21 protein-coding genes are annotated in these 19,205 nt (G+C 72.6%); 9 read left to right on the top strand and 12 right to left on the bottom strand.

Features of this window, described 5'->3' with window-relative positions; translation table 11 throughout:
- Nucleotides 1-154 precede the first annotated feature (154 nt).
- Genes H4J02_RS00615 through H4J02_RS00605 form a run of 3 tightly spaced genes read right to left on the bottom strand, consistent with a single transcriptional unit; the run spans nucleotide 155 to nucleotide 1,878 of the window.
- Nucleotides 155-1,084 carry an SDR family NAD(P)-dependent oxidoreductase gene (locus tag H4J02_RS00615; protein WP_187675221.1) on the bottom strand — a complete coding sequence of 310 codons (930 nt, stop codon included), beginning with the start codon at nucleotides 1,082-1,084 and terminating at the stop codon, nucleotides 155-157.
- Complete coding sequence (locus H4J02_RS00610) at nucleotides 1,081-1,428, bottom strand: chorismate mutase (RefSeq protein ID WP_187675220.1); 348 nt, start codon at nucleotides 1,426-1,428, stop codon at nucleotides 1,081-1,083. The genes H4J02_RS00615 and H4J02_RS00610 overlap by 4 nt, the downstream gene beginning before the upstream one ends.
- A 9-nt stretch (nucleotides 1,429-1,437) precedes the next feature.
- The gene (locus H4J02_RS00605; RefSeq protein WP_187675219.1) at nucleotides 1,438-1,878 is read right to left on the bottom strand and encodes a MarR family winged helix-turn-helix transcriptional regulator; all 441 of its coding nucleotides are present in this window, start codon (nucleotides 1,876-1,878) and stop codon (nucleotides 1,438-1,440) included.
- Nucleotides 1,879-1,937: 59 nt separating this feature from the next.
- Between H4J02_RS00605 and H4J02_RS00600 the strand changes: the two genes are divergently transcribed.
- A complete protein-coding gene (locus H4J02_RS00600; protein WP_187675218.1) occupies nucleotides 1,938-3,545 on the top strand; it encodes a DHA2 family efflux MFS transporter permease subunit in 1,608 nt (535 codons plus the stop codon).
- Here H4J02_RS00600 and H4J02_RS00595 read toward each other — a convergent pair.
- Together H4J02_RS00595 and H4J02_RS00590 are read right to left on the bottom strand one after the other, a co-directional pair.
- The gene (locus H4J02_RS00595; RefSeq protein WP_187675217.1) at nucleotides 3,469-4,488 is read right to left on the bottom strand and encodes an alpha/beta hydrolase; all 1,020 of its coding nucleotides are present in this window, start codon (nucleotides 4,486-4,488) and stop codon (nucleotides 3,469-3,471) included. The genes H4J02_RS00600 and H4J02_RS00595 overlap by 77 nt on opposite strands.
- A 96-nt stretch (nucleotides 4,489-4,584) precedes the next feature.
- Complete coding sequence (locus H4J02_RS00590) at nucleotides 4,585-5,238, bottom strand: GNAT family N-acetyltransferase (RefSeq protein WP_397420142.1); 654 nt, start codon at nucleotides 5,236-5,238, stop codon at nucleotides 4,585-4,587.
- A gap of 46 nt (nucleotides 5,239-5,284) precedes the next feature.
- Here H4J02_RS00590 and H4J02_RS00585 point away from each other — a divergent pair, with 46 nt between their 5' ends.
- Entirely contained in the window at nucleotides 5,285-5,584 is a 300-nt protein-coding gene (locus H4J02_RS00585; protein ID WP_187675215.1) for a hypothetical protein, read from the top strand.
- Between the two features lie 48 nt (nucleotides 5,585-5,632).
- On the opposite strand, the gene H4J02_RS00580 is transcribed toward H4J02_RS00585, so the two are convergent.
- Both H4J02_RS00580 and H4J02_RS00575 read right to left on the bottom strand, forming a co-directional pair.
- Nucleotides 5,633-7,246, bottom strand: a complete 1,614-nt coding sequence (locus tag H4J02_RS00580) for a cation acetate symporter (protein WP_187675214.1) — start codon at nucleotides 7,244-7,246, stop codon at nucleotides 5,633-5,635.
- Nucleotides 7,243-7,593 carry a DUF485 domain-containing protein gene (locus tag H4J02_RS00575; RefSeq protein ID WP_187675213.1) on the bottom strand — a complete coding sequence of 117 codons (351 nt, stop codon included), beginning with the start codon at nucleotides 7,591-7,593 and terminating at the stop codon, nucleotides 7,243-7,245. The genes H4J02_RS00580 and H4J02_RS00575 overlap by 4 nt, the downstream gene beginning before the upstream one ends.
- Before the next feature lie 172 nt (nucleotides 7,594-7,765).
- Between H4J02_RS00575 and H4J02_RS00570 the strand changes: the two genes are divergently transcribed.
- The 4 genes from H4J02_RS00570 to H4J02_RS00555 are packed head-to-tail and all read left to right on the top strand — an operon-like array spanning nucleotide 7,766 to nucleotide 11,575.
- Complete coding sequence (locus H4J02_RS00570) at nucleotides 7,766-8,959, top strand: sensor histidine kinase (RefSeq protein WP_187675212.1); 1,194 nt, start codon at nucleotides 7,766-7,768, stop codon at nucleotides 8,957-8,959.
- Entirely contained in the window at nucleotides 8,956-9,708 is a 753-nt protein-coding gene (locus H4J02_RS00565; protein ID WP_187675211.1) for a LytTR family DNA-binding domain-containing protein, read from the top strand. The genes H4J02_RS00570 and H4J02_RS00565 overlap by 4 nt, the downstream gene beginning before the upstream one ends.
- Entirely contained in the window at nucleotides 9,705-10,121 is a 417-nt protein-coding gene (locus tag H4J02_RS00560) for a hypothetical protein (RefSeq protein ID WP_262406154.1), read from the top strand. Before H4J02_RS00565 ends, H4J02_RS00560 begins: the two co-directional genes overlap by 4 nt.
- The gene (locus H4J02_RS00555; protein ID WP_187675210.1) at nucleotides 10,118-11,575 is read left to right on the top strand and encodes a cation acetate symporter; all 1,458 of its coding nucleotides are present in this window, start codon (nucleotides 10,118-10,120) and stop codon (nucleotides 11,573-11,575) included. The genes H4J02_RS00560 and H4J02_RS00555 overlap by 4 nt, the downstream gene beginning before the upstream one ends.
- 200 nt (nucleotides 11,576-11,775) lie before the next feature.
- Here the strand turns inward: H4J02_RS00555 and H4J02_RS00550 are convergent, their stop codons facing one another.
- Together H4J02_RS00550 and H4J02_RS00545 are read right to left on the bottom strand one after the other, a co-directional pair.
- Nucleotides 11,776-12,066, bottom strand: coding sequence for an acylphosphatase (locus tag H4J02_RS00550; RefSeq protein ID WP_187675209.1), 291 nt, complete (start codon nucleotides 12,064-12,066; stop codon nucleotides 11,776-11,778).
- 28 nt (nucleotides 12,067-12,094) lie between these two features.
- Nucleotides 12,095-13,378, bottom strand: coding sequence for an adenylosuccinate synthase (locus H4J02_RS00545; protein WP_187675208.1), 1,284 nt, complete (start codon nucleotides 13,376-13,378; stop codon nucleotides 12,095-12,097).
- A 200-nt stretch (nucleotides 13,379-13,578) separates the two neighbouring features.
- On the opposite strand from H4J02_RS00545, the gene H4J02_RS00540 reads away from it, so the two are divergent.
- The 3 genes from H4J02_RS00540 to H4J02_RS00530 are packed head-to-tail and all read left to right on the top strand — an operon-like array spanning nucleotide 13,579 to nucleotide 16,534.
- On the top strand, nucleotides 13,579-14,220 hold the full coding sequence (locus tag H4J02_RS00540) for a TetR/AcrR family transcriptional regulator (protein ID WP_262406153.1): 642 nt from the start codon (nucleotides 13,579-13,581) through the stop codon (nucleotides 14,218-14,220).
- Nucleotides 14,217-14,807, top strand: coding sequence for a hypothetical protein (locus tag H4J02_RS00535; protein ID WP_187675206.1), 591 nt, complete (start codon nucleotides 14,217-14,219; stop codon nucleotides 14,805-14,807). The genes H4J02_RS00540 and H4J02_RS00535 overlap by 4 nt, the downstream gene beginning before the upstream one ends.
- Before the next feature lie 11 nt (nucleotides 14,808-14,818).
- Nucleotides 14,819-16,534, top strand: coding sequence for a YhgE/Pip family protein (locus tag H4J02_RS00530; protein WP_397420141.1), 1,716 nt, complete (start codon nucleotides 14,819-14,821; stop codon nucleotides 16,532-16,534).
- 118 nt (nucleotides 16,535-16,652) lie between these two features.
- Here the strand turns inward: H4J02_RS00530 and H4J02_RS00525 are convergent, their stop codons facing one another.
- The 3 genes from H4J02_RS00525 to H4J02_RS00515 all read right to left on the bottom strand — a co-directional run bounded on the left by H4J02_RS00525 (nucleotide 16,653) and on the right by H4J02_RS00515 (nucleotide 19,169).
- On the bottom strand, nucleotides 16,653-17,309 hold the full coding sequence (locus H4J02_RS00525; protein WP_262406152.1) for a TrmH family RNA methyltransferase: 657 nt from the start codon (nucleotides 17,307-17,309) through the stop codon (nucleotides 16,653-16,655).
- Between the two features lie 91 nt (nucleotides 17,310-17,400).
- Nucleotides 17,401-18,561 (bottom strand): hypothetical protein, encoded by a 1,161-nt coding sequence (locus tag H4J02_RS00520; RefSeq protein WP_187675204.1) that lies wholly within the window; start codon nucleotides 18,559-18,561, stop codon nucleotides 17,401-17,403.
- A complete protein-coding gene (locus H4J02_RS00515; protein ID WP_187675203.1) occupies nucleotides 18,558-19,169 on the bottom strand; it encodes a hypothetical protein in 612 nt (203 codons plus the stop codon). Before H4J02_RS00515 ends, H4J02_RS00520 begins: the two co-directional genes overlap by 4 nt.
- Between the last annotated feature and the right edge of the window lie 36 nt (nucleotides 19,170-19,205).

The following is a 19,205-nucleotide window of genomic DNA, read 5'->3' as shown; positions in this document are numbered from 1 at the left end:
CAGCCGCTCTCCCGCTGGTTGAGTAGCGGCCGCTTCCCGCTGGTTGAGTAGCGGCCGCAGGGCGCGTATCGAAACCGGACGAACGTATGACGTCGGTGGGGTTTCGATACGCCCGCTCCGCGGGCTACTCAACCAGCGGGTAGGGGGGTGCCGCCTACAGCGGGAAGCGGATGCCCGTCTTGACCTCCGCGTCGCCCCACAGCCACGCGCCGAACTCGCGCGAAGCGGCGGATGCGACGGGGCGCGTGGGCACCGGACGCCCGGCGAGCTCCCACCGCGGCCCGAAGTAGCTGCCGTTGGCGGCATCCGGGTCGGCGACGGCGCGCACGACGGGCCAGGCGCCGCGGTCCTTGCCCTGCCCGACCCAGCCCGTGAGGGTCTCGAAGAAGCGCCCGCGCCACGGGTCGCGGTCGGTGATGCCGGGGCGCCGCGCCGCGTAGGCGCTCGTCGCCCACCCGGGGTGCGCGAGCAGCGAGCGGCGCGTGTCACCCGCCGCCGCGAGCCGCCGCGCGAGCTCCAGCTGGAACCCCGTCACGGCGTGCTTCGAGTACGCGTACGCGCGGAACGCCCCGTAGCGGTGCTCCGACCACAGCTTCGTCGGCTCGAGCCGCACCATGCGCGTCGAGTCGCTGCCGAGTCCCACGACCCGACCGTCGGCCGCGAGCGCGGGGAACAGCAGCGTCGTAAGGGCGAAGTGCCCGAGGAAGTTGCCGCCGACCGTGAGCTCGAAGCCGTCCTCGGTCTCGAGCCGCCGCCGCGACGCGACGACGCGGCCGGCGTTGTTCACGAGCGCGTGCAGAGGCCGGAACTCCGCGATGCGCTCGGATGCCGCGCGCACGGAGGCGAGCGAGGTCAGGTCGAGAGGGACGTGCGCGAGCTCGGCCTCCGGGAACCGAGAGCGGATCGAGTCGATCGCGAGCCGCGCCTTCTCGGCCGAGCGCGCCGCGATGACGACGCGCGCCCCCGCCGAGGCGAGCTGCTCCGAGACGAAGTAGCCGATGCCGGCGTTGCCGCCCGTGACGACGACGGTGCGCCCGTCGAGCCGGGGCAGGGCGCGCGGGTCCCAGTCCGCCGGGGCGGTCACTCGCCCTGCGCGGTGGCGTCCGCCGTGGCGCCAGCACCGGCGCCGTTGCCGGCGAGCCGCTCGTGGTGGTGGATCACCTCGGCGACGACGAAGGTGAACCACTTCTCGGCGAACTCGGGGTCGAGGTGCGACTCCTCGGCGAGCGCCCGCAGCCGGGCGATCTGCTCGCGCTCGCGCGCGGGGTCGGAGGCCGGCATGCCGCTCGCCGCCTTGAGCCGCCCGACGGCCTGCGTTGCCTTGAACCGCTCAGCGAGCAGGTGGATGAGCGCCGCGTCGATGTTGTCGATGCTCTGCCGGTAGCGGCTCAGCTCGGCCTGCGGGTCCTCGGGCGCGTCGGAGGTCATACGGCGAGGTTACCGGGCGTCGCCGTAGCGGATGTCGGGGTCGCCTCCCACGTAGCGGATGATCTCGAGCAGCTGGCCGCGGAATCCTTCGGGGTCGTCCAGCTCGGGGAACATGCTGCCCTCGACGCCGCCGAGCAGCTCGAGGGCGACGGCGCCCATGGGGGTGCGTTCGACGAGGCGGCGGCGGCGGTCGGCCGGGTCGACGACGATGCGCACGCGACCGTCGCGTGAGAGGTTCTCGACGGTGCGGCCCATCGTCTGCGCGGTGACGCGAGCCTCGCGTGCGAGGTCGCCCAAGGTCTGCGGTCCCGCGCCGAGGAGGTGGAGCACGATGAGGCCGGCGTGGGTGAGCCCGTGCTCGTCGAGGCGCTCGCGCCAGCGCTGCTCGACGAGGCGCGCCGCGACGGAGAGCAGGCGGCCGGTCGGCCAGTGCTCGAGCTCATCCGCCATGCGTTCCCTCCTCGACAAGCGTAAGATATTCAGCACGCTTACTAATTTTGGAGCCCTCTGTGAACGCCCCCGCCCCTGACAAGAACCGCTGGCTCGGCCTCGTCTTCATCTCGATCGCCGTGTCGCTCATCATCGTCGACTCGACCATCGTCAACGTCGCGATCCCCTCCGTCGTCGACGAGCTCGCGATCACGTCGACACAGGTCCAGTGGGTGCAGGAGTCGTACACGCTCGTCTTCGCGGCCCTCCTGCTCGTGTTCGGAACGCTCGCCGACCGCTTCGGGCGCCGCCGCCTCCTCATGATCGGCGTCGTGCTGTTCGCGCTCTCGAGCGTCGTCGCGGCCCTCGCCCCCACGGGCGACCTGCTCATCGTCTCGCGCGTCGTGCAGGGCTTCGGCGGCGCGATGATCCTGCCCGCGACGCTCTCGATCCTCAACGCGACCTTCACGGGCCGCGAGCGCGGCATCGCGTTCGCCGTGTGGGGCTCGACGATCGGCGGCATGGCGGCCGTCGGCCCGCTGCTCGGCGGCTGGCTCACGACCGACTTCTCGTGGCGCTGGGCGTTCGGCATCAACCTCCCCCTCGGCGTCATCATCATCGTCGGCACGCTGCTCTTCGTGCGCGAGTCCAAGGCGGACACGGCCCGCCGCGTCGACCTCGTGGGCGCCGCGCTCTCGGTGCTGCTCTTCACGAGCCTCGTCTTCGGCCTCATCGAGGGCCGCACCTTCGGCTGGTGGTCGACCGAGAAGGGCGCCCCCGACTTCTGGACGCTCGACGTGTCGCCGATCCCGTTCATCTTCGGCCTCACGCTGCTCTCCCTCGTCGCATTCATCGCGTGGGGCGCGCACCGCGAGCGGCAGGGCAGGTCGACGCTCATCGCGTTCTCGCTGTTCCGCATCGCGTCGTTCCGCAACGGCAACGTCGCGGCGCTCATCGTGTCGCTCGGCGAGTTCGGCGTCATCCTCGCCTTGCCCCTGTGGCTGCAGAACGTGCTCGGCTACGACGCCCTCCAGACGGGGCTTCTGCTGCTCGCCCTCGCGGGCGGCTCGTTCCTCGCCTCGGGCTTCGCGGGCTCGATGAGCGGCAGGATCGCGCCCGTCGCGATCGTGCGAATGGGCCTCGCCGCCGAGCTCGTGGGCCTCGTCATCCTCGCGCTGTTCATCTCGACCGACACCCCGTGGTGGCAGAGCGCGATCGGCCTCGCGATCTACGGCTTCGGCGTCGGTCTCGCGACCGCGCAGCTCACGGGCGTCGTGCTCACGGATGTGCCCGTCGCCGCGAGCGGTCAGGCGTCGGGCACGCAGTCGACCTCGCGGCAGGTCGGCTCCGCGCTCGGCATCGCGATCCTCGGAACCGTGCTCTTCACCTCGTTCGCCGGCCAGCTCGACGACAGGCTGCCCGCCAAGCTGCCGAGCGACGTGCGGCAGCAGATCATCGACGTCGCCGTCGACTCCTCGGGCTCGGCGATCCCCGCGATCGAGGAGCAGTCGCCGGAGGCGGCGGATGCGGCGCGCGCCGCGTTCACGGAGGCCACCCGCGCCGCGACCTTCACGGCCGCGGGCTTCCTCGTGGCGGGCCTGCTCGCCTCGCTCAGCCTCGGAGGGAGCCGAGCAGCTGATCGACGGACGTCGTCTCCGGAAGGTACGTCCGCGTCCATCGCGCCATGACGTCGTAGGCCGACGCGCGCACGGAGCGCCGCGACAGCAGCACATCGTGCAGCGCACCGTCGAGGCGCACGACCGAGACGTGCGAGCCGAGGCGCGTGGCACGCTCGGCGACCCCGTCGACGTCGAGGGCGACATCCGAGTCGTAGATGCGCGCCGACCACGACTGCTGCAGCCAGCTGCGGGCCGAGAGCATGACGAGCACCGGCACCTCGATGCCGAGGCCTGACGCCACGCGCGCGTGGCCGTCGAGGATCGCGTCGAGCCACCCGCTGTGCACGGGGAAGCCGCGCTCCGGGCGCCAGCTCAGGTCGTAGTCCCACTCCCCGTCGAAGAGGCGCGAGGAGGCCTGCGTGTTGAAGCCGCGGTCGATGCCCGGCAGGGCGGCGCGCGGGCCGAGACGCGCCCCGAGCGCCACGAGGGGGGCGATCGCGCGGCGACCCAGCTCATCCGCCTGGAACTCGAGCCACGGGCTGTTGAGGATGATCGCGTCGACGGCGCCCGGATGCCGGGCCGCCCACAGCGCGAGCGTCAGGCCGCCCGTCGAGTGGCCGATGACGACGAGCGGACGACGCGTGTTCTCGTCGCGGCCCATCGCCTCGAGCGCCGCCGAGATGTCCTCGTCGTAGACGGCGAGATCCTCGGTGTAGCCGGGGGTCTGGTGGGGCAGCAGGCTGCGGCCGTACTTGCGCAGGTCGAGGGCGTGGAAGCGCGCGCCGGCACGCGTCCAGAAGAGGGCGTGCTCGGCCTGGAAGAAGTAGTCCGACCAGCCGTGCACGTAGAGCACGTCGACGCCGTGGGCGAAGCCGTGCGGCTCACGCCCCCACGCGGTCGTCCGCGCGACCGTCGGACGCACGAGGGTCGCCACGACGGCGCCCTCCTCGTCGCGGCGCAGCGGCAGGGGCAGCTGCTCGAAGCCGCCGAGCACATCCGGTCTCCAGTCCATGCCGACCACGGTCGCAGTCCGGCCGTCCCGGGCGGGAGGGGCGGGTGTCCCGAAGTTCCGGGAGATCAGGGGCCCTCGAGGGGCGGATGCGGCGCGTCAGTCGCTCGGCACGGAGCGGAACAGCACGGGCCGCTCGCCCCACTCCGCGAGGCGCTCCTCGAGGCCCGCGCGCACGTGGGGCCACTCCTCGGCGAGCACCGAGTAGACGGCCGTGTCGCGCCACGTGCCGTCGGCGCGCGGCTGGTCGCGTCGCATGACGCCCTCGAACCGCGCCCCGAGCTTCGTGATCGCGGCGCGCGAGCGGGCGTTGACGGCATCCGCCTGCAGCTTGATGCGGCCGTAGCCGTGGTCGAAGAGGCGGCCGAGCATGAGCAGCTTCGCCTCGACGTTGACCTGGGTGCCCCACACGCGCGGGTCGTACGCCGTCCAGCCGATGTGGGCGGCCTCCTTCTGCTCGTCGAAGTCGGCCATGCTTGAGGTTCCGACGATCTCGCCGGAGTGGGGGCCGGATGCGACGCGCACGACGTAGGTGATGCCGCGCTCGTGGGGGAAGTAGCCCGGCGCCCACGCCGCGAAGGCCGACTCGTCGGCGGGGAGGCCCGCGAGGCCGCCGCCGTAACCGCCCGCGAACACCTCCGGGCGGCCGATGGCGTGCCACAGGCCGGCGTAGTCGTCGGGGCTCAGCGGATCCAGCCGCACGTAGCGGCCGACAAGGGGCTCACGGGGCGGTCGAGTGGCGCTCACGCCCATATCCTCGCATCCGCTACCTTTTCGCCATGCGTCTCGTCGGACCCGGATGGCGATTCCTCGGAGCGGCCCGTTCGTGCTGTCGCTTCGGGCCGCTCCGCGCGTGTTGTTCCTCGGCTGGACGCGGGCCGACGACCGGCCGTTCACGGTCGACGAGGATGCCATCCGTCAGCCGGTCGTGAAGCTCCCGTCGACGACCATGCCGCTCTCGGCATCCGGCGAGCCCGTGCCGCCGCGTGCGATCGACTGGCTGCTCGCCCTCGGCGTGCCGATCGCGGCCGCCGCCCTCGGTTGGTGGGCGGCGACCGCGATCATCGGCGCGATCGTCGCGGGCGCCGCATCCGCGTGAGCTGTTCCGGCGGGGTCGGGCCAGGCACGTACCCGACCCCGCCGAGTCTCAGTGCTGGGTGGCCTTCTCCGCACCGATACCGGTGAGAGAGCGCACCTCCATCTCGGACTGCTTGGCCGGGTCCTCCTTCGAGCGCGACGCGAGCGTCGCGATCAAGCCGGCGAGGAACGCCAGCGGGATCGACACGATGCCGGGGTTCGACAGCGGCCAGATCGCGAAGTCCGCACCCGGGATCATCGACGTCGGTGAGCCGGAGACGACCGGCGAGAACGCGATGAGCAGGATGGCCGAGCCGAGGCCGACGTACATCGACCACAGGGCGCCCGCCGTGTTGAAGCGCTTCCAGAACAGCGAGTACACGATCGTCGGCAGGTTCGCGGATGCCGCGACCGCGAAGGCGAGCGCCACGAGGAACGCGACGTTCTGACCGTTCGCGGCGATGCCGCCGAGGATCGCGACGATGCCGATGATCACGACCGTGCGGCGCGCGACCTTGACCTCGTCCGTGGCATCCGACTTGCCCTTCTTGAACACGCTCGCGTAGATGTCATGCGCGAAGGATGCCGCGGCCGTGATCGTGAGGCCCGCGACGACCGCGAGGATCGTCGCGAAGGCGATGGCCGAGATGAGGCCGAGCAGGAACGGTCCGCCGAGCTCGAACGCGAGCAGCGGCGCCGCCGAGTTCGCGCCGCCCGGTGCGGCCTTGATCGTCTCCGCACCGATGAGGGCGGCGGCGCCGTAGCCGAGCACGAGCGTGAACACGTAGAAGATGCCGATGAGCCAGATGGCCCACACGACGCTGCGTCGGGCCTCCTTCGCGGTCGGCACCGTGTAGAAGCGCATGAGCACGTGCGGCAGTGCCGCCGTGCCGAGCACGAGCGCGAGGCCGAGCGAGAGGAAGTCGAGGCGCGTGATGTCGCTCAGGCCGTACTGCTTGCCGGGAGCGAGGATGTCGGCGCTGCCGGCCGTGGCGACGGCGTTCTCGAGCAGCGTCGAGAGGTTGAAGCCGTTGATCGCGAGCACCCAGATCGTCATGACGCCCGCACCCACGATGAGCAGGAACGCCTTGATGATCTGCACCCACGTCGTGCCCTTCATGCCCCCGACGAGCACGTAGATGATCATGAGCGCACCGACGACGGCGATCACGATGCCCTGGCCCACCTTGTCGGGGATGCCGAGCAGCAGCGAGACGAGGCCGCCCGCGCCCGCCATCTGCGCGAGCAGGTAGAAGAAGCACACGACGAGGGTCGTCGTCGCCGCCGCGATGCGCACGGGGCGCTGCTTGAGGCGGAACGACAGCACGTCGGCCATCGTGAAGCGGCCCGTGTTGCGCAGGAGCTCGGCGACGAGCAGGAGTGCGACGAGCCACGCCACGAGGAAGCCGATCGAGTAGAGGAACCCGTCGTAGCCGTTGATCGCGATCGCGCCGCAGATGCCGAGGAACGACGCGGCCGACAGGTAGTCGCCCGCGATGGCCGTGCCGTTCTGCGGGCCCGAGAAGGAGCGACCGGCGGCGTAGTAGTCGGCGGCGGTCTTGTTGTTCCTGCTCGCGCGGAACACGATGATCATCGTCACGAGCACGAACGCGCCGAAGATGGCGATGTTGAGCAGCGGCTCACCCGGCGAGGTGGACGTCTCGAGCACAGCGGTGGGGGTCATCGGCGCGCACCTCCCTGGGCGGCTTCATCGCGGATCTGCTCCGCGATCGGGTCGAGCTTCTTGTTGGCGTACCAGACGTAGAGCATCGTCACGATGAAGGTCGTGGCGACCTGCCCGAGTCCGATCAGGAGCCCCACGTTGACGAGCCCGAACACGGGGGTCGCCATGAAGTCGGGGGCGTAGCCGGCCAGGAGCACGTATGCGAAGTACCACACGAGGGCTAGGGCCAGCACGGGGAAAACGAACGCACGGTGGCGCTTCTTGAGCTCCTTGAATTCGGGGGAGCCCTGGATGCCGACGAAGTCGGCTTCCGTCTGCGCGACCGAGGTGGGGGCTTCGTCGCCCATCATCTCTCCTCATCCCGGGCACGCATCGTCGCGCGCCCATTGTCGGTTGCGCATCACTCTGGAACCTCCTCCCCCCGACGTCGCCGTCGTGCCGCTCGTCGTCGCCGGGCGGCGGTCAGCGTGCGACGAGCGGCACTGTGCCCACGACGAGCGAGCGGTTAGCCTGGCCTGCATGGCCGAGTCGCTGTTGAGCGGCCTCGCGATCGCAGCAGCCGTCGCGCTGCTGGCGCTTGCGGGGTACCTGATCGCGCGCCGGCTCGCCCGCGGCCACGGCGAGCTCGGCACCGAGGCGGAGCGCGCCCGGTTCACGACGCTGCACCTCGCGACGCGCGCCGCCGAGCACCTGCGGGCGGGCCTCGAGAAGGGCGACACGGTGCGCGCGGCACGCGACCTGCGGGCGATGCTCGACTGCGAGGGGCTCGCGATCGCGGGCGTCGACGGGGTGCTCTCGGTCGACGGCGCGGAGGCCTACCGGGAGGCCGCGGCGCGCGCGATCGCGACGCGCTCGGGGGCCAAGCCGCAGCTGCACCGCGCCATCCTGGGCCAGGGTCGCGAGGCGGTCGACGCGGTGTCGGCGCCCATCCTCGTGACCGGCGTGCGGGCGGGCACGCTTGTCGCGTTCGCCCGCTCCGCGCGGCCCGGCCTCGTGCGGGCGACGGGCGAGGCGGCGCGCTGGGTGTCGACGCAGCTCGAGCTCGCCGAGCTCGACGCATCCCGCGCCGCGCTCGCGGAGGCCGAGGTGAAGGCGCTGCGCGCGCAGATCAGCCCGCACTTCATCTACAACGCGCTCACCGCGATCGCGTCGTTCATCCATACCGACCCCGCGAAGGCGCGCGAGCTCGTGCTCGAGTTCGCCGACTTCACGCGCTACTCGTTCCGGCGCAACGGCGACTTCACGACCGTCGCCGAAGAGCTGCGCAGCGTCGACGGCTACCTGCGGCTCGAGCGCGCGCGCTTCGGCGACCGGCTCGACGTGACGCTTCAGATCGCGCCGGAGCTGCTCGCGACGGTCATCCCGTTCCTCTCCGTGCAGCCGCTCGTCGAGAACGCCGTGCGGCACGGGCTCGAGTCGACCGAGCGCGGCGGGCGCGTCACGATCACGGCGACGGATGCCGGGGCGTGCGCGCTCATCACCGTCGAGGACGACGGCGTCGGCATCGACCCCGAGCTCGCCCGCGAGGTGCTCGCGGGCCGCGCGGGCGGCGAGCACGTCGGCCTGCGCAACGTCGACACGCGCCTGCGCCAGGTGTACGGCGACGACTTCGGGCTCGTCGTCGAGACGAACGTCGGCGCCGGCACCCTCGTGACGATGCGCGTGCCCAAGTCGCAGCCGCTTCACGCGAGCGAAGGGAGACTCGCCGGATGACCGAGACCCGCGCCGGCATCAGCGTGCTCATCGCCGACGACGAGCCGCCCGCGCTCGACGAGCTCGCCTACCTGCTCGGGCAGGACCCGCGCGTCGCCGCCATCCACCGCGCCTCCTCCGGGGCGGAGGCCGTGCGGCTGCTCTCCGAGCGCACCGTCGACGCGGCGTTCCTCGACATCCACATGCCCGGCCTCTCGGGCTTCGACCTCGCGCGCGCCCTCGGCCGCTTCGAGCACCGGCCCGCACTCGTCTTCGTCACGGCCGACGAGGATCAGGCGCTCGAGGCCTTCGAGTTCGCCGCCGTCGACTACCTGCTCAAGCCCGTGCGGCTCGAAAGGCTCGAGCGCACGCTCGACCGCGTCATCGACGGGATGCGGGCGGGGCCCGCGACGGGACCCGTGCCGCGCCCCGAGCTCGTCGCCGTCACGCTCGGCGGCACGACGCGCATGATCCGCCGCGACGACGTGCGCTACGTGCAGGCGCAGGGCGACTACGCGCGCCTCCACACCGACGAGTCGAGCTACCTCGTGCGCATCCCGCTCTCCGACCTCGAGCGCCAATGGGCCGAGGCCGGGTTCCTGCGCGTGCACCGCTCCTACCTCGTGCAGCTCGACCACGTCACGCGCCTGCGCGGCGGACCGGGCCACGCGACCGTCACGATCGGCCAGGTCGAGCTGCCCGTCTCGCGGCGCCTGCACCCCGCCCTCCGCGAGGCGCTCGACGCCCGCCGGCTGCGGGCTCGCGGATGAGCGAGACCCCGGAGACCCCGCCCGCGCGGGTGCCGCCGGCGCAGGTGCCGCCACCGCGCGTGCCGCCCCCGCGCGTGCGCATCACGGCGCCGCGCTACGACGAGGCGGGGAGCCGACCGCCCGCGGGGGCGACGGCCGCCGACCCGGCCGGGCTCTACATCCGCTCGCTCATCCGCTCGCAGCTGCGGCTCGGCATCGTGTGCGCGATCGCGTTCGTCGTCGTGCTCATCGCCGTGCCGCTCGTGTTCGCCCTCGTGCCGGGGCTCGACACGGTCGACGTGGGTGGGGTGCCCGTGTCGTGGATCGTGCTCGGGGCGGGGCTCTTCCCCGTGCTCATCGCCGTCGCGGCGCTCTACGTGCGCACCGCCACCCGCAACGAGGCGCGCTACCGCTCGCTCGCGGACGACGCATGACGCCCGCCCTCGGCTACGCGTCGATCGCGCTCGTGACCGTCGCGACGGTGCTCATCGGGTTCTTCGGCGTGCGGGTCTCGCGCACGACGAGCGACTTCTACGTCGCGTCGCGCACCGTGCGGCCGTGGCTCAACGCGTCGGCGATCGGCGGCGAGTACCTCTCGGCCGCGAGCGTGCTCGGCATCGCCGGACTCATCCTGCTGCAGGGGGAGCGGGCCCTGTGGTTCCCCATCGGCTACACGGCCGGCTACCTCATGCTGCTGCTGTTCGTCGCGGCGCCGCTGCGGCGCTCGGGTGCCTACACGGTGCCCGACTTCACCGAGGCGCGACTGGAGTCGCGCGGGGTGCGGCGCGTGACATCCGTGCTCGTCATCCTCATCGGGTGGCTCTACATCGTGCCGCAGCTGCAGGGCGCGGCCCTCACGGTCGGCATCACGACGGGGCTGCCGCGCTGGATGGGCGCGGTCGGGGTCGCGCTCATCGTGGGCATCGTCGTCGCGGCGGGCGGCATGCGGTCGATCACGTTCGTGCAGGCGTTCCAGTACTGGCTCAAGCTCACGGCCGTCGCAGCGCCCGTCGTGTTCCTGCTGCTGCTGCAGCCGGGGGCGGCGCCGGATGCGGGAGCCGCGATCGCGGAGGCGTTCCCGCCGTTCGCGGTCGCCGACCCCGACACGGTGTACCGCGCGGTCTCGCTCCTCGTCGCGCTCCTGCTCGGCACCCTCGGGCTACCCCACGTGCTCGTGCGGTTCTACACGAACCCCGACGGGCCGGCGGCGCGGCGCACGACGCTCATCGTGCTGTGCCTGCTGTCGGCGTTCTACATCTTCCCCATCGCGATCGGCATGCTCGGGCGGGTCTTCCTGCCGGAGCTCGCATCCGGCGACCCCGACGCCCTCCTCCTGCTGCTGCCCGGGGCGACGCTGCCGTCGCCGTGGGCCGAGGCCGTGACGGCGCTCGTCATCGCGGGCGCGTTCGGGGCGTTCCTCTCCACGTCGTCGGGGCTCGTCGTGTCGCTCGCGGGCGTCGTGAGCCAGGAGCTCTTCGCGGGCTCGGTGCGCGGCTTCCGCATCGCCGCCGTGCTGTCGGTCATCGCGCCGCTCGTCATCGCCGCCGTCACCGAGTCGGCGGGGCTCGCGGGGTCGGTCGGCCTCGTGTTCGCGTTCACCGCCTCGACGCTGTGCCCCGCCCTGCTGCTCGGCATCTGGTGGCGCGGGCTCACGGCACGCGGCGCCGTCGCCGGGATGCTCGCGGGTGCCGTCGCGTGCGGAACCGCCATCCTGCTCGGGCCGCTCCTGCGGGATGCGGGCGTCGCGAGCGCCCTCGTCGAGCAGCCCGCCGCGTGGACGGTGCCGCTCGCGACCCTCACGATGGTGCTCGTCTCCCGCCTCGACCGCCGCGGCGCCCCCCGCGGCGCCGACCGCTTCCTCGCCCGCCTCCACCTCCCGGAGCGGTAGGGGTCGCGGCTCGCCGCTGGGATGCGTCGCCGACGGTTCCCGCTGGTTGAGTGCCGCGCGCCGCGCCCGGAGGGCGTGACGCACGGCGTATCGAAACCCGACGGACGGATGACGTGCGGAGGGATCGCATCCATGGCCCGCTCTTGATACGTCGGTGCGAGGGTTTCGATACGCGTCGTGCGCTCCGCGCGCGGCGCTACTCAACCAACGGAAGTGCCGCGGATGCGGAAGCCGCGCTCCCCCGCCGCTGCGACCTCCGTCACGTCGCACCGCGACACGGATGCGGCGGGGGGACCCTGCGCGAGCCACTCGAGCATCCGCTCCACAGCATCCGCGGAACCCTCGACCTCGGCCTCGACCGTGCCGTCGGGGAGATTGCGTACGAACCCGGCGACACCGAGACGCTCCGCCTCGGCCGCGGCGGCCCAACGGAAGCCGACGCCCTGCACGACGCCCGTGACGACGACGCGGCGGCGCACGAGTTGCGTCATGCAGGGAACCGTAGCCGCCCCGACGCCCCTACAACAGGTCGTGGCGCACGACGATCGCGTCGCGGCCGGGGCCGACGCCGATCGCCGACATGCGCGAGCCCGACATCTGCTCGAGCGCGAGCACGTAGTCCTGCGCCGCCTTCGGCAGGTCTGAGAAGCTGCGGGCGCCGGTGATGTCCTCCGACCAGCCGGGCAGCTCCTCGTAGATGGGCTTCGCGTGGTGGAAGTCCGACTGGTTGACGGGCACCTCGTCGAAGCGCGTGCCGTCGACGTCGTAGGCGACGCAGACGGGAATGCGCTCGAGGCCCGTGAGCACGTCGAGCTTCGTGAGCACGAAGTCGGTGACGCCGTTGATGCGCGCCGCATAGCGGGCGATGGGGGCGTCGTACCAGCCGGTGCGGCGGGGGCGGCCCGTCGTCGTGCCGAACTCGAAGCCCGCGGAGCGCAGGAACTCGCCGGACTCGTCGAAGAGCTCGGTCGGGAACGGGCCCGCGCCGACGCGCGTCGTGTACGCCTTCACGACCGCGATGACGCGGTCGAAGCGGTTGGGTGCGACGCCCGAGCCGGTCGCGGCGCCGCCCGAGGTGGCGTTCGACGAGGTCACGAAGGGGTAGGTACCGTGGTCGACGTCGAGCATCGTCGCCTGGCCGCCCTCGAAGAGCACGGTCTTGCCGGCGTCGAGCGCGCGGTTGAGCTCGAGCGCGGTGTCGGCGACCATCGGGCGCAACCGCTCGACGTACGACAGCAGGTCGTCGACGACCTCGTCGGCCGAGATCGCGCGGCGGTTGTAGACCTTGAGCAGCAGGTGGTTCTTGACGTCGAGGGCGCCCTCGACCTTCTGACGCAGGATGTTCTCGTCGAAGAGGTCCTGCATCCGGATGCCGACGCGGTTGATCTTGTCGGCGTACGCGGGGCCGATGCCGCGGCCGGTGGTGCCGATCTGACGCTTGCCGAGGAAGCGCTCGGTGACCTTGTCGATCGTGCGGTGGTACTGCGTGATCACGTGGGCGTTGGCGGAGACGAGCAGCTTCGACACGTCGACACCGCGGGCGCTGAGCGCCTCGAGCTCGCTGAAGAGCACCTCGATGTCGACGACGACGCCGTTGGCGATGACGGGCACGACGCCGGGGCTCAGGATGCCGGACGGCAGCAGGTGCAGGGCGTACTTCTGGTCGCCCACGACGACGGTGTGGCCGGCGTTGTTGCCGCCGTTGAACTTGACGACGTAGTCGACCCGGTCGCCGAGCAGGTCGGTCGCCTTGCCCTTGCCTTCATCGCCCCACTGGGCGCCGATGAGCACGATCGCGGGCATAGCTCTTCTCCCTTGGGGTCGTTGGGGATTACACCCCAGCCTATCCACCCCGCCTGAGTGCGTGAGGTCCGCGAGAGTACGCACTTTTCGCCCCTCGAGGCCCGATTCCGCCGCAAAGTACGTACTTTCGCGGACGACGGATGCTGGGAGGGCGGTGTAAGTTGCACACGCGTGTGCAGGTTCGGGCGTACTATCGCGACGTGAACACGTTCGTAGACGCAGACGCCGGGGTCCAGCGCGGCCGCCGCCGCGACGCCGAGCAGAACCGTCTCGCGCTCCTCGCGGCCGCGGGCACCGTGCTCAACCGTGACCCCGACGCATCCCTCGACGCCATCGCGGGCGCCGCCGGCCTCAGCCGCCGCGCCGTCTACGGCCACTTCGCGACGCGCGACGACCTCATCCGCTCGCTCCTCGCCCACCGCGTGAGCACCGTGCTCGCCGCGGTCGAGCGCATCGAGCACCCCGACCCGCCCACGCTGCTCGCCCTCATCGGCGTGACTCTGTGGCGTCAGGTCGAATCGGTGCGCGTCATGGCGCAGTTCGCGCTGCGCGGCCCCTTCCAGCACGAGCTCGCGTTCGCGCTCCAGCCGCTGCGCGACCGCGTGCGCCACGCCGTGACGGTCGGCGAGCAGACGGGCCGTGTGCGCGACGACATCGACGCGCCCACGCTCGCGCGCCTCGTCGAGGGCTCCGTGCTCTCGGTGCTCGACGAGGCCACCCGCTCGCCGATGGACGCCGCGACGGGCGAGCGCCTCGTGGCGCTCTCGGTGCTCGGCATCCTCGGCTTCGACGCCGCATCCGCGCGCGAGCTCATCGCCACGACGCCGGAGCTGCACTCGTGAGGGTCGAGCTCGCGGGTGCCGCGAAGGGCCACGCGCTCCCGCCGACGACGCTCGCGTTCGCGAGCGGCGAGCTCACCCTCGTCGAGGCCGAGACGAGCGAGCGCCCCACGGTGCTCGGCCTCCTGGGGAGCGGACGGATGCGCCCCGACCGCGGCGAGGTGCGCATCGACGGCGAGGCGGATGCGCGCCGCCTGCGCCGCGAGATCGCTCTCGTCGATGCGCCCCGCGTGAGCGAGCCGCCGCCCGGCGTGACGCTCGCATCCGTCGTCGCCGAGGAGCTCATGTTCGCGGGCCGCTTCCCCTCCCGTCGCGCCGCCGCCCGCACGCTCGAGCAGCTCGGCGCATCCGCCGACGCGCGCACGCGCATGGGCGACCTCGCCCCCGCGACGCGCATCCGGGTGCTCACCGAGCTCGCCCTCCTGCGCCCCGGCGTGACGGGGCTCGTGGTCGTGGCGCCCGACCGCCACGGCGGCGAGCCGTCGGCGTGGCGCGCCCACCTCGCGGCGGTCGCCGAACGCGGCGTCGCGGTGCTCGCGATCATCGGCCGCCCCGCCCTCGCGGCCCTCGAACCCTGGAGCGCCGAGTGAAGATCCGCGCCATGATCCAGGCGGAGCTGCGCCGCCTCACCGCCACCCCGATGGCGATCCTCGCCCTCGCGGCGCTGTGCATCATCCCGATCCTCTACGGCGGGCTCTACCTGTGGGCCAACCAGGACCCGTACGCGAACCTCGACCGGGTGCCGGTCGCCCTCGTCGTCGACGACGAGGGCGGCGAGCGCGACCGCGAGCACGTGGACCTGGGTACGGAGGTCGCCGAGCGCCTGCTCGACTCGGGCACGTTCGACTGGCACGAGGTGTCGGCCGAGGAGGCCGCGGAGGGGCTCGAGGCCTCGCGCTACGACTTCACCCTCACGATCCCCGCCGACTTCACGGATGCGCTGCTCTCGGTCGCGAGCGACGACCCGCGGCAGGCGCGCCTCGAGCTCACGACGAACGACGCCGGCTCCTACCTCGCGTCGACGATCGGCAAGACCGCGGCCACGACGATGCTGCAGACGATCGCGCGTCAGGTGGTCGAGGAGGCGGCGCAGCAGCTGCTCGACGGCATCGCCGACATCCGCTCGGGCATGGCGGATGCGGCCGACGGCGCCGCCGCGCTCGCCGACGGGGCCGCCACGGCATCCGACGGCGCCCGGCGTCTCGCCGACGGCACGGCCCAGCTCGCAGCGGGTGCCGCGCAGGTGGCCGACGGCAACACGCAGCTCGCTGCGACGGCCGACCGGGTCGCGGATGCCGCGACGCGCGTGCGGAACGCCCTGCCCGAGACGCGGGCCGCGCTCACGGAGGCGCTCGTCGAGCAGGGGCTCACGCAGGAGCAGATCGACGCCGTGCTCGAGAGGCTCGCGCCGATCTCGACCGCCGTCGACGCGGTCGACGCCCGTGTGCAGTCGACCGTCGGCAGCATCGACCGGCTCGCCGACGGCGCTCGGCAGCTGTCCGCCGGGGCCGCGACCGCCGCATCCGGTGCCGCGTCGCTCGCCGACGGCGTGACCCGCCTCGACGAGGGCGCCGCCACCCTGCGCGACGGCCTGAGCGAGGGGCTCGCGCAGATCCCCGACCCGGATGCCACCCTCCGCGCCGCGCAGGCCGCCGCGATCGCCGACCCCGTCGCGCTCGAGACCTCGAACGTCGCCGCGGCCGACAGCTACGGCGCGGGCCTCGCCCCGTTCTTCGCGGCGCTCGCCGCGTGGATCGGCATGTACGCGCTCTTCCTCATCGTGAAGCCCGTGTCGCCTCGGGCGATCACGGCGCTGCATTCGCCCGTCAAGGTCACGCTCGCGGGCTGGCTCACGCCGGGGCTGTTCGGGGCGCTGCAGATGGGGGCGCTGTTCCTCGTGCTGAACGTCGTGCTCGGGTTCTCGATGGCGATGCCGTGGGCGGTGCTCGGCACGCTCGTGCTCGCGTCGCTGTGCTTCGCGGCGATCGTGCTCGCGCTCAACGTGTGGCTCGGGTCGACGGGGCAGTTCCTCGGGCTCGTGCTCATGGTGCTGCAGCTCGTGACGGCCGGCGGCACCTTCCCGTGGCAGACGCTGCCCGAGCCGCTCGCGGCGCTCCACCACGTGCTGCCGATGGGCTTCGCCGTGGATGCGGTGCGGCAATTCATGTACGACGGCGACATCGCGCGCACCCTCACGGATGCGCTTGTGCTCGGCGCCTGGACGGTCGGCGCGCTCGTCATCGCAGGTGTCGGGGTCACGCGGATGACGCACTTCCGCACGCTGCGCGACCTCGAGGCGAGCCTGCTGGCGGGGTGAGGCGCGGGCTGGTTTCGACACGCCCGCTGCGCGGGCTACTCAACCAGCGGTGAAGGCGCACGCACGCTACTCAACCAGCGGGTAGGCGCCCGCACGCCACTCGACCAGCGGGTAGGCGTCAGACGGCGTTCTGCCGCACCCACTCGTGCATGACGATCGCCGCGGCGGCGGCCGCGTTGATCGACCGCGTCGAGCCGAACTGCCGGATCTCGACGTGCGCGTCGGCGGCGGCGAGCGCGGCATCCGTGAGCCCCGGCCCCTCCTGCCCGAAGAGCAGCACGCAGCGCTCCGGCAGGGCGAACGCGTCGACCGGCACGGCACCCTCGGTGTTGTCGACCGCCACGAGGGGCAGCCCGCGCTCGCGCGCCCACGCGACGAGATCGTCGACCGTCGGATGCTGCAGCACGTGCTGGTAGCGGTCGGTCACCATCGCCCCGCGGCGGTTCCAGCGGCGGCGCCCGACGATGTGCACCGCTTCCGCGCCGAACGCGTTGGCACTCCGCACGATCGACCCGATGTTGAGATCGTGCTGCCAGTTCTCGATCGCGACGTGGAACGGATGCCGCCGCGCGTCGAGGTCGGCGACGATCGCCTCGAGGCGCCAGTAGCGGTAGCGGTCGACGACATTGCGGGCGTCGCCGCCCTCGAGCAGCTCGGGGTCGTAGCGAGGGTCGTCGGGCCAGGCCGCGCGGCCGCCCGGCCACGGGCCGACGCCGATGGGGGCGCGGTCGGTGCGGTCGGTGCGATCGCGCTCATCGTCCACGGGTGACTCCACGCATCCATCGTCCCGCACGCAGATCCGGCCCGCAGAAAAGGGTGGGGGGAGGCGGCCTCCACACCGCCTCCCCCCGCTCACGCCGCCGGTATCAGGAGGACAGCCGGGTCCGGCGGGTGAGGATCGTGGCGCCCGCGCCGAGGCCGACGAGCGCGAGCCCGCCGATGAGGAGCATCCAGACGCCGGAGTCGACTCCGGTCGAGGCGAGCACGCCCGCACCGGTCGCGGGGCGCGCGGGTTGGCCGGACACCCCGCCCGAAACACCGCCGCCGTCGCCGGGCTGCTCGCCGCCGGGCTGCTCGTCGTCGCCGGGCTCCTCGCCCTCGGCGCCGAGCACCGTGTACCGCAGCACGCGCACGACCTCGTTGCCCGCGTCGTCGGTGCCGCGCGCGGTCACGGTGTGCTCGCCGGGCACGTCGGTCGGCAGCCACTCGCCCTCGTCGAACGCGCACGTGTAGACGCCCGAGAGCAGGTCCTCGCACGACGCCCACAGCGCCTGCTCGTACCCGCGGGGGAACTCGCCTCCGTCGATGCCCTCGGGGTACCAGATCGCGGGCGCCGTGAAGTCGAGCGCGATCCAGCGGCGGATGAGGGTCGAGAAGCCCATGTCGGCGTCGAACGCGAGGTACTCGAGCAGGTAGCGGCCCTCGGTGGTGAACGGCACCGCCACCTCCGAGCCGCTCGTCACGATCCACTCGCCGCCGTCGACGCGGTAGTGGATGTCGCGGATCGCGAGCTCGTCGTCACGCCACGCGCGGATGGTGCCGTAGATGGGGGCGTCGAACCAGCCGTTGAGGCTCTGACGGTGCGGGTCGTAGATGGCGCGCACCGAGACGAGCTCGGGGATCTGCGCCCACACGTGGAGGGTGCCCGACCAGCTGATGCCGGCGCCGTTGACGCCCGTCACGGTGAAGACGTTGAGTCCGTCGACCGAGAGGCGCACGATGTCGCCCGACAGGTGGCCGTCGGCCTCGGTGCAGCTCACGATGCCCGACTCGGGGTCGGTGCATGTGTACTCGAGGGCGAACTCGGCCCCGAGCTCGTACACCCACGAGGTGTCGAGGCCGCCGACGGTGATGACGGGGGGCGTCATGTCGTCGTCGCCCTCGGCGAGCGCGGCATCCGCCACGACCGTCACCTCGGGCTGGACCTCCGGCACCTCATCGAGGGCGCGGGCCGCCGTCGCCGGGGCCGCCGCGATCGCCGCGACGAGCACACCCGTGAGCGCCGCGCGGCGCATCCCACGGGTCATCGGGCCGCCTCCGCGCCGCCCGAGGGACGGATCGCGAGCGCCACGCCGTTGACGATGAGCCCCGCGCACACGTACACGATGAAGGGCCACCAGGTGGCCTCGAAGTCGCTGAAGGCGACGGCGACGGGCAGCACGACGGTCGCCCAGCTGGCGCCGAGCACGGGGAGCACGCGCTGCACGCCGCGCCACGCGCCGCGCGCGAGCACGCCGAGAGCCGCGAGGTACTGACCCGTGAGCGCCGCGATCGACACCCACATCTCGAGATCCTCGGCGAAGATCCGGTCGTTCGTGGCGGCGCCCAGCACGTAGACGACCGTCATGGCGAGCGCGCCGACGAGCTGCACGGCGAGCAGCAGGCGCGACGCCGCCCCCGTGAGCCACATCGCGACGCCGATCGCGAGCAGCGCGAGCGGCACGGCGACGGCCGACCAGGAGACGAGGGCGAGGTTCTCGGGCCAGCGCGGCACGTACATGATCGCGATGACGAGGTGGGCGGCGACGAGCAGGGCCGAGCCGGCGCCGAGGGCGCGGACGAGGCCCGCCGCACCGGATGCGGGGGTCGCGGACGCGCGCTCGGGGAGCGGCGTCGCTGTAGTGGTGGTGGTCATGATGGGTTCCTCGAGTCAGGGGAGCCGGTCTCTCCG

Origin of the sequence: Protaetiibacter sp. SSC-01 (assembly GCF_014483895.1) — a bacterium.
In the GTDB taxonomy this organism is placed as follows: Bacteria; Actinomycetota; Actinomycetes; order Actinomycetales; family Microbacteriaceae; genus Homoserinibacter.
The sequence above is the reverse complement of the archived record's forward strand: the minus strand, read 5'-3'. Positions and strand labels throughout refer to the sequence as shown.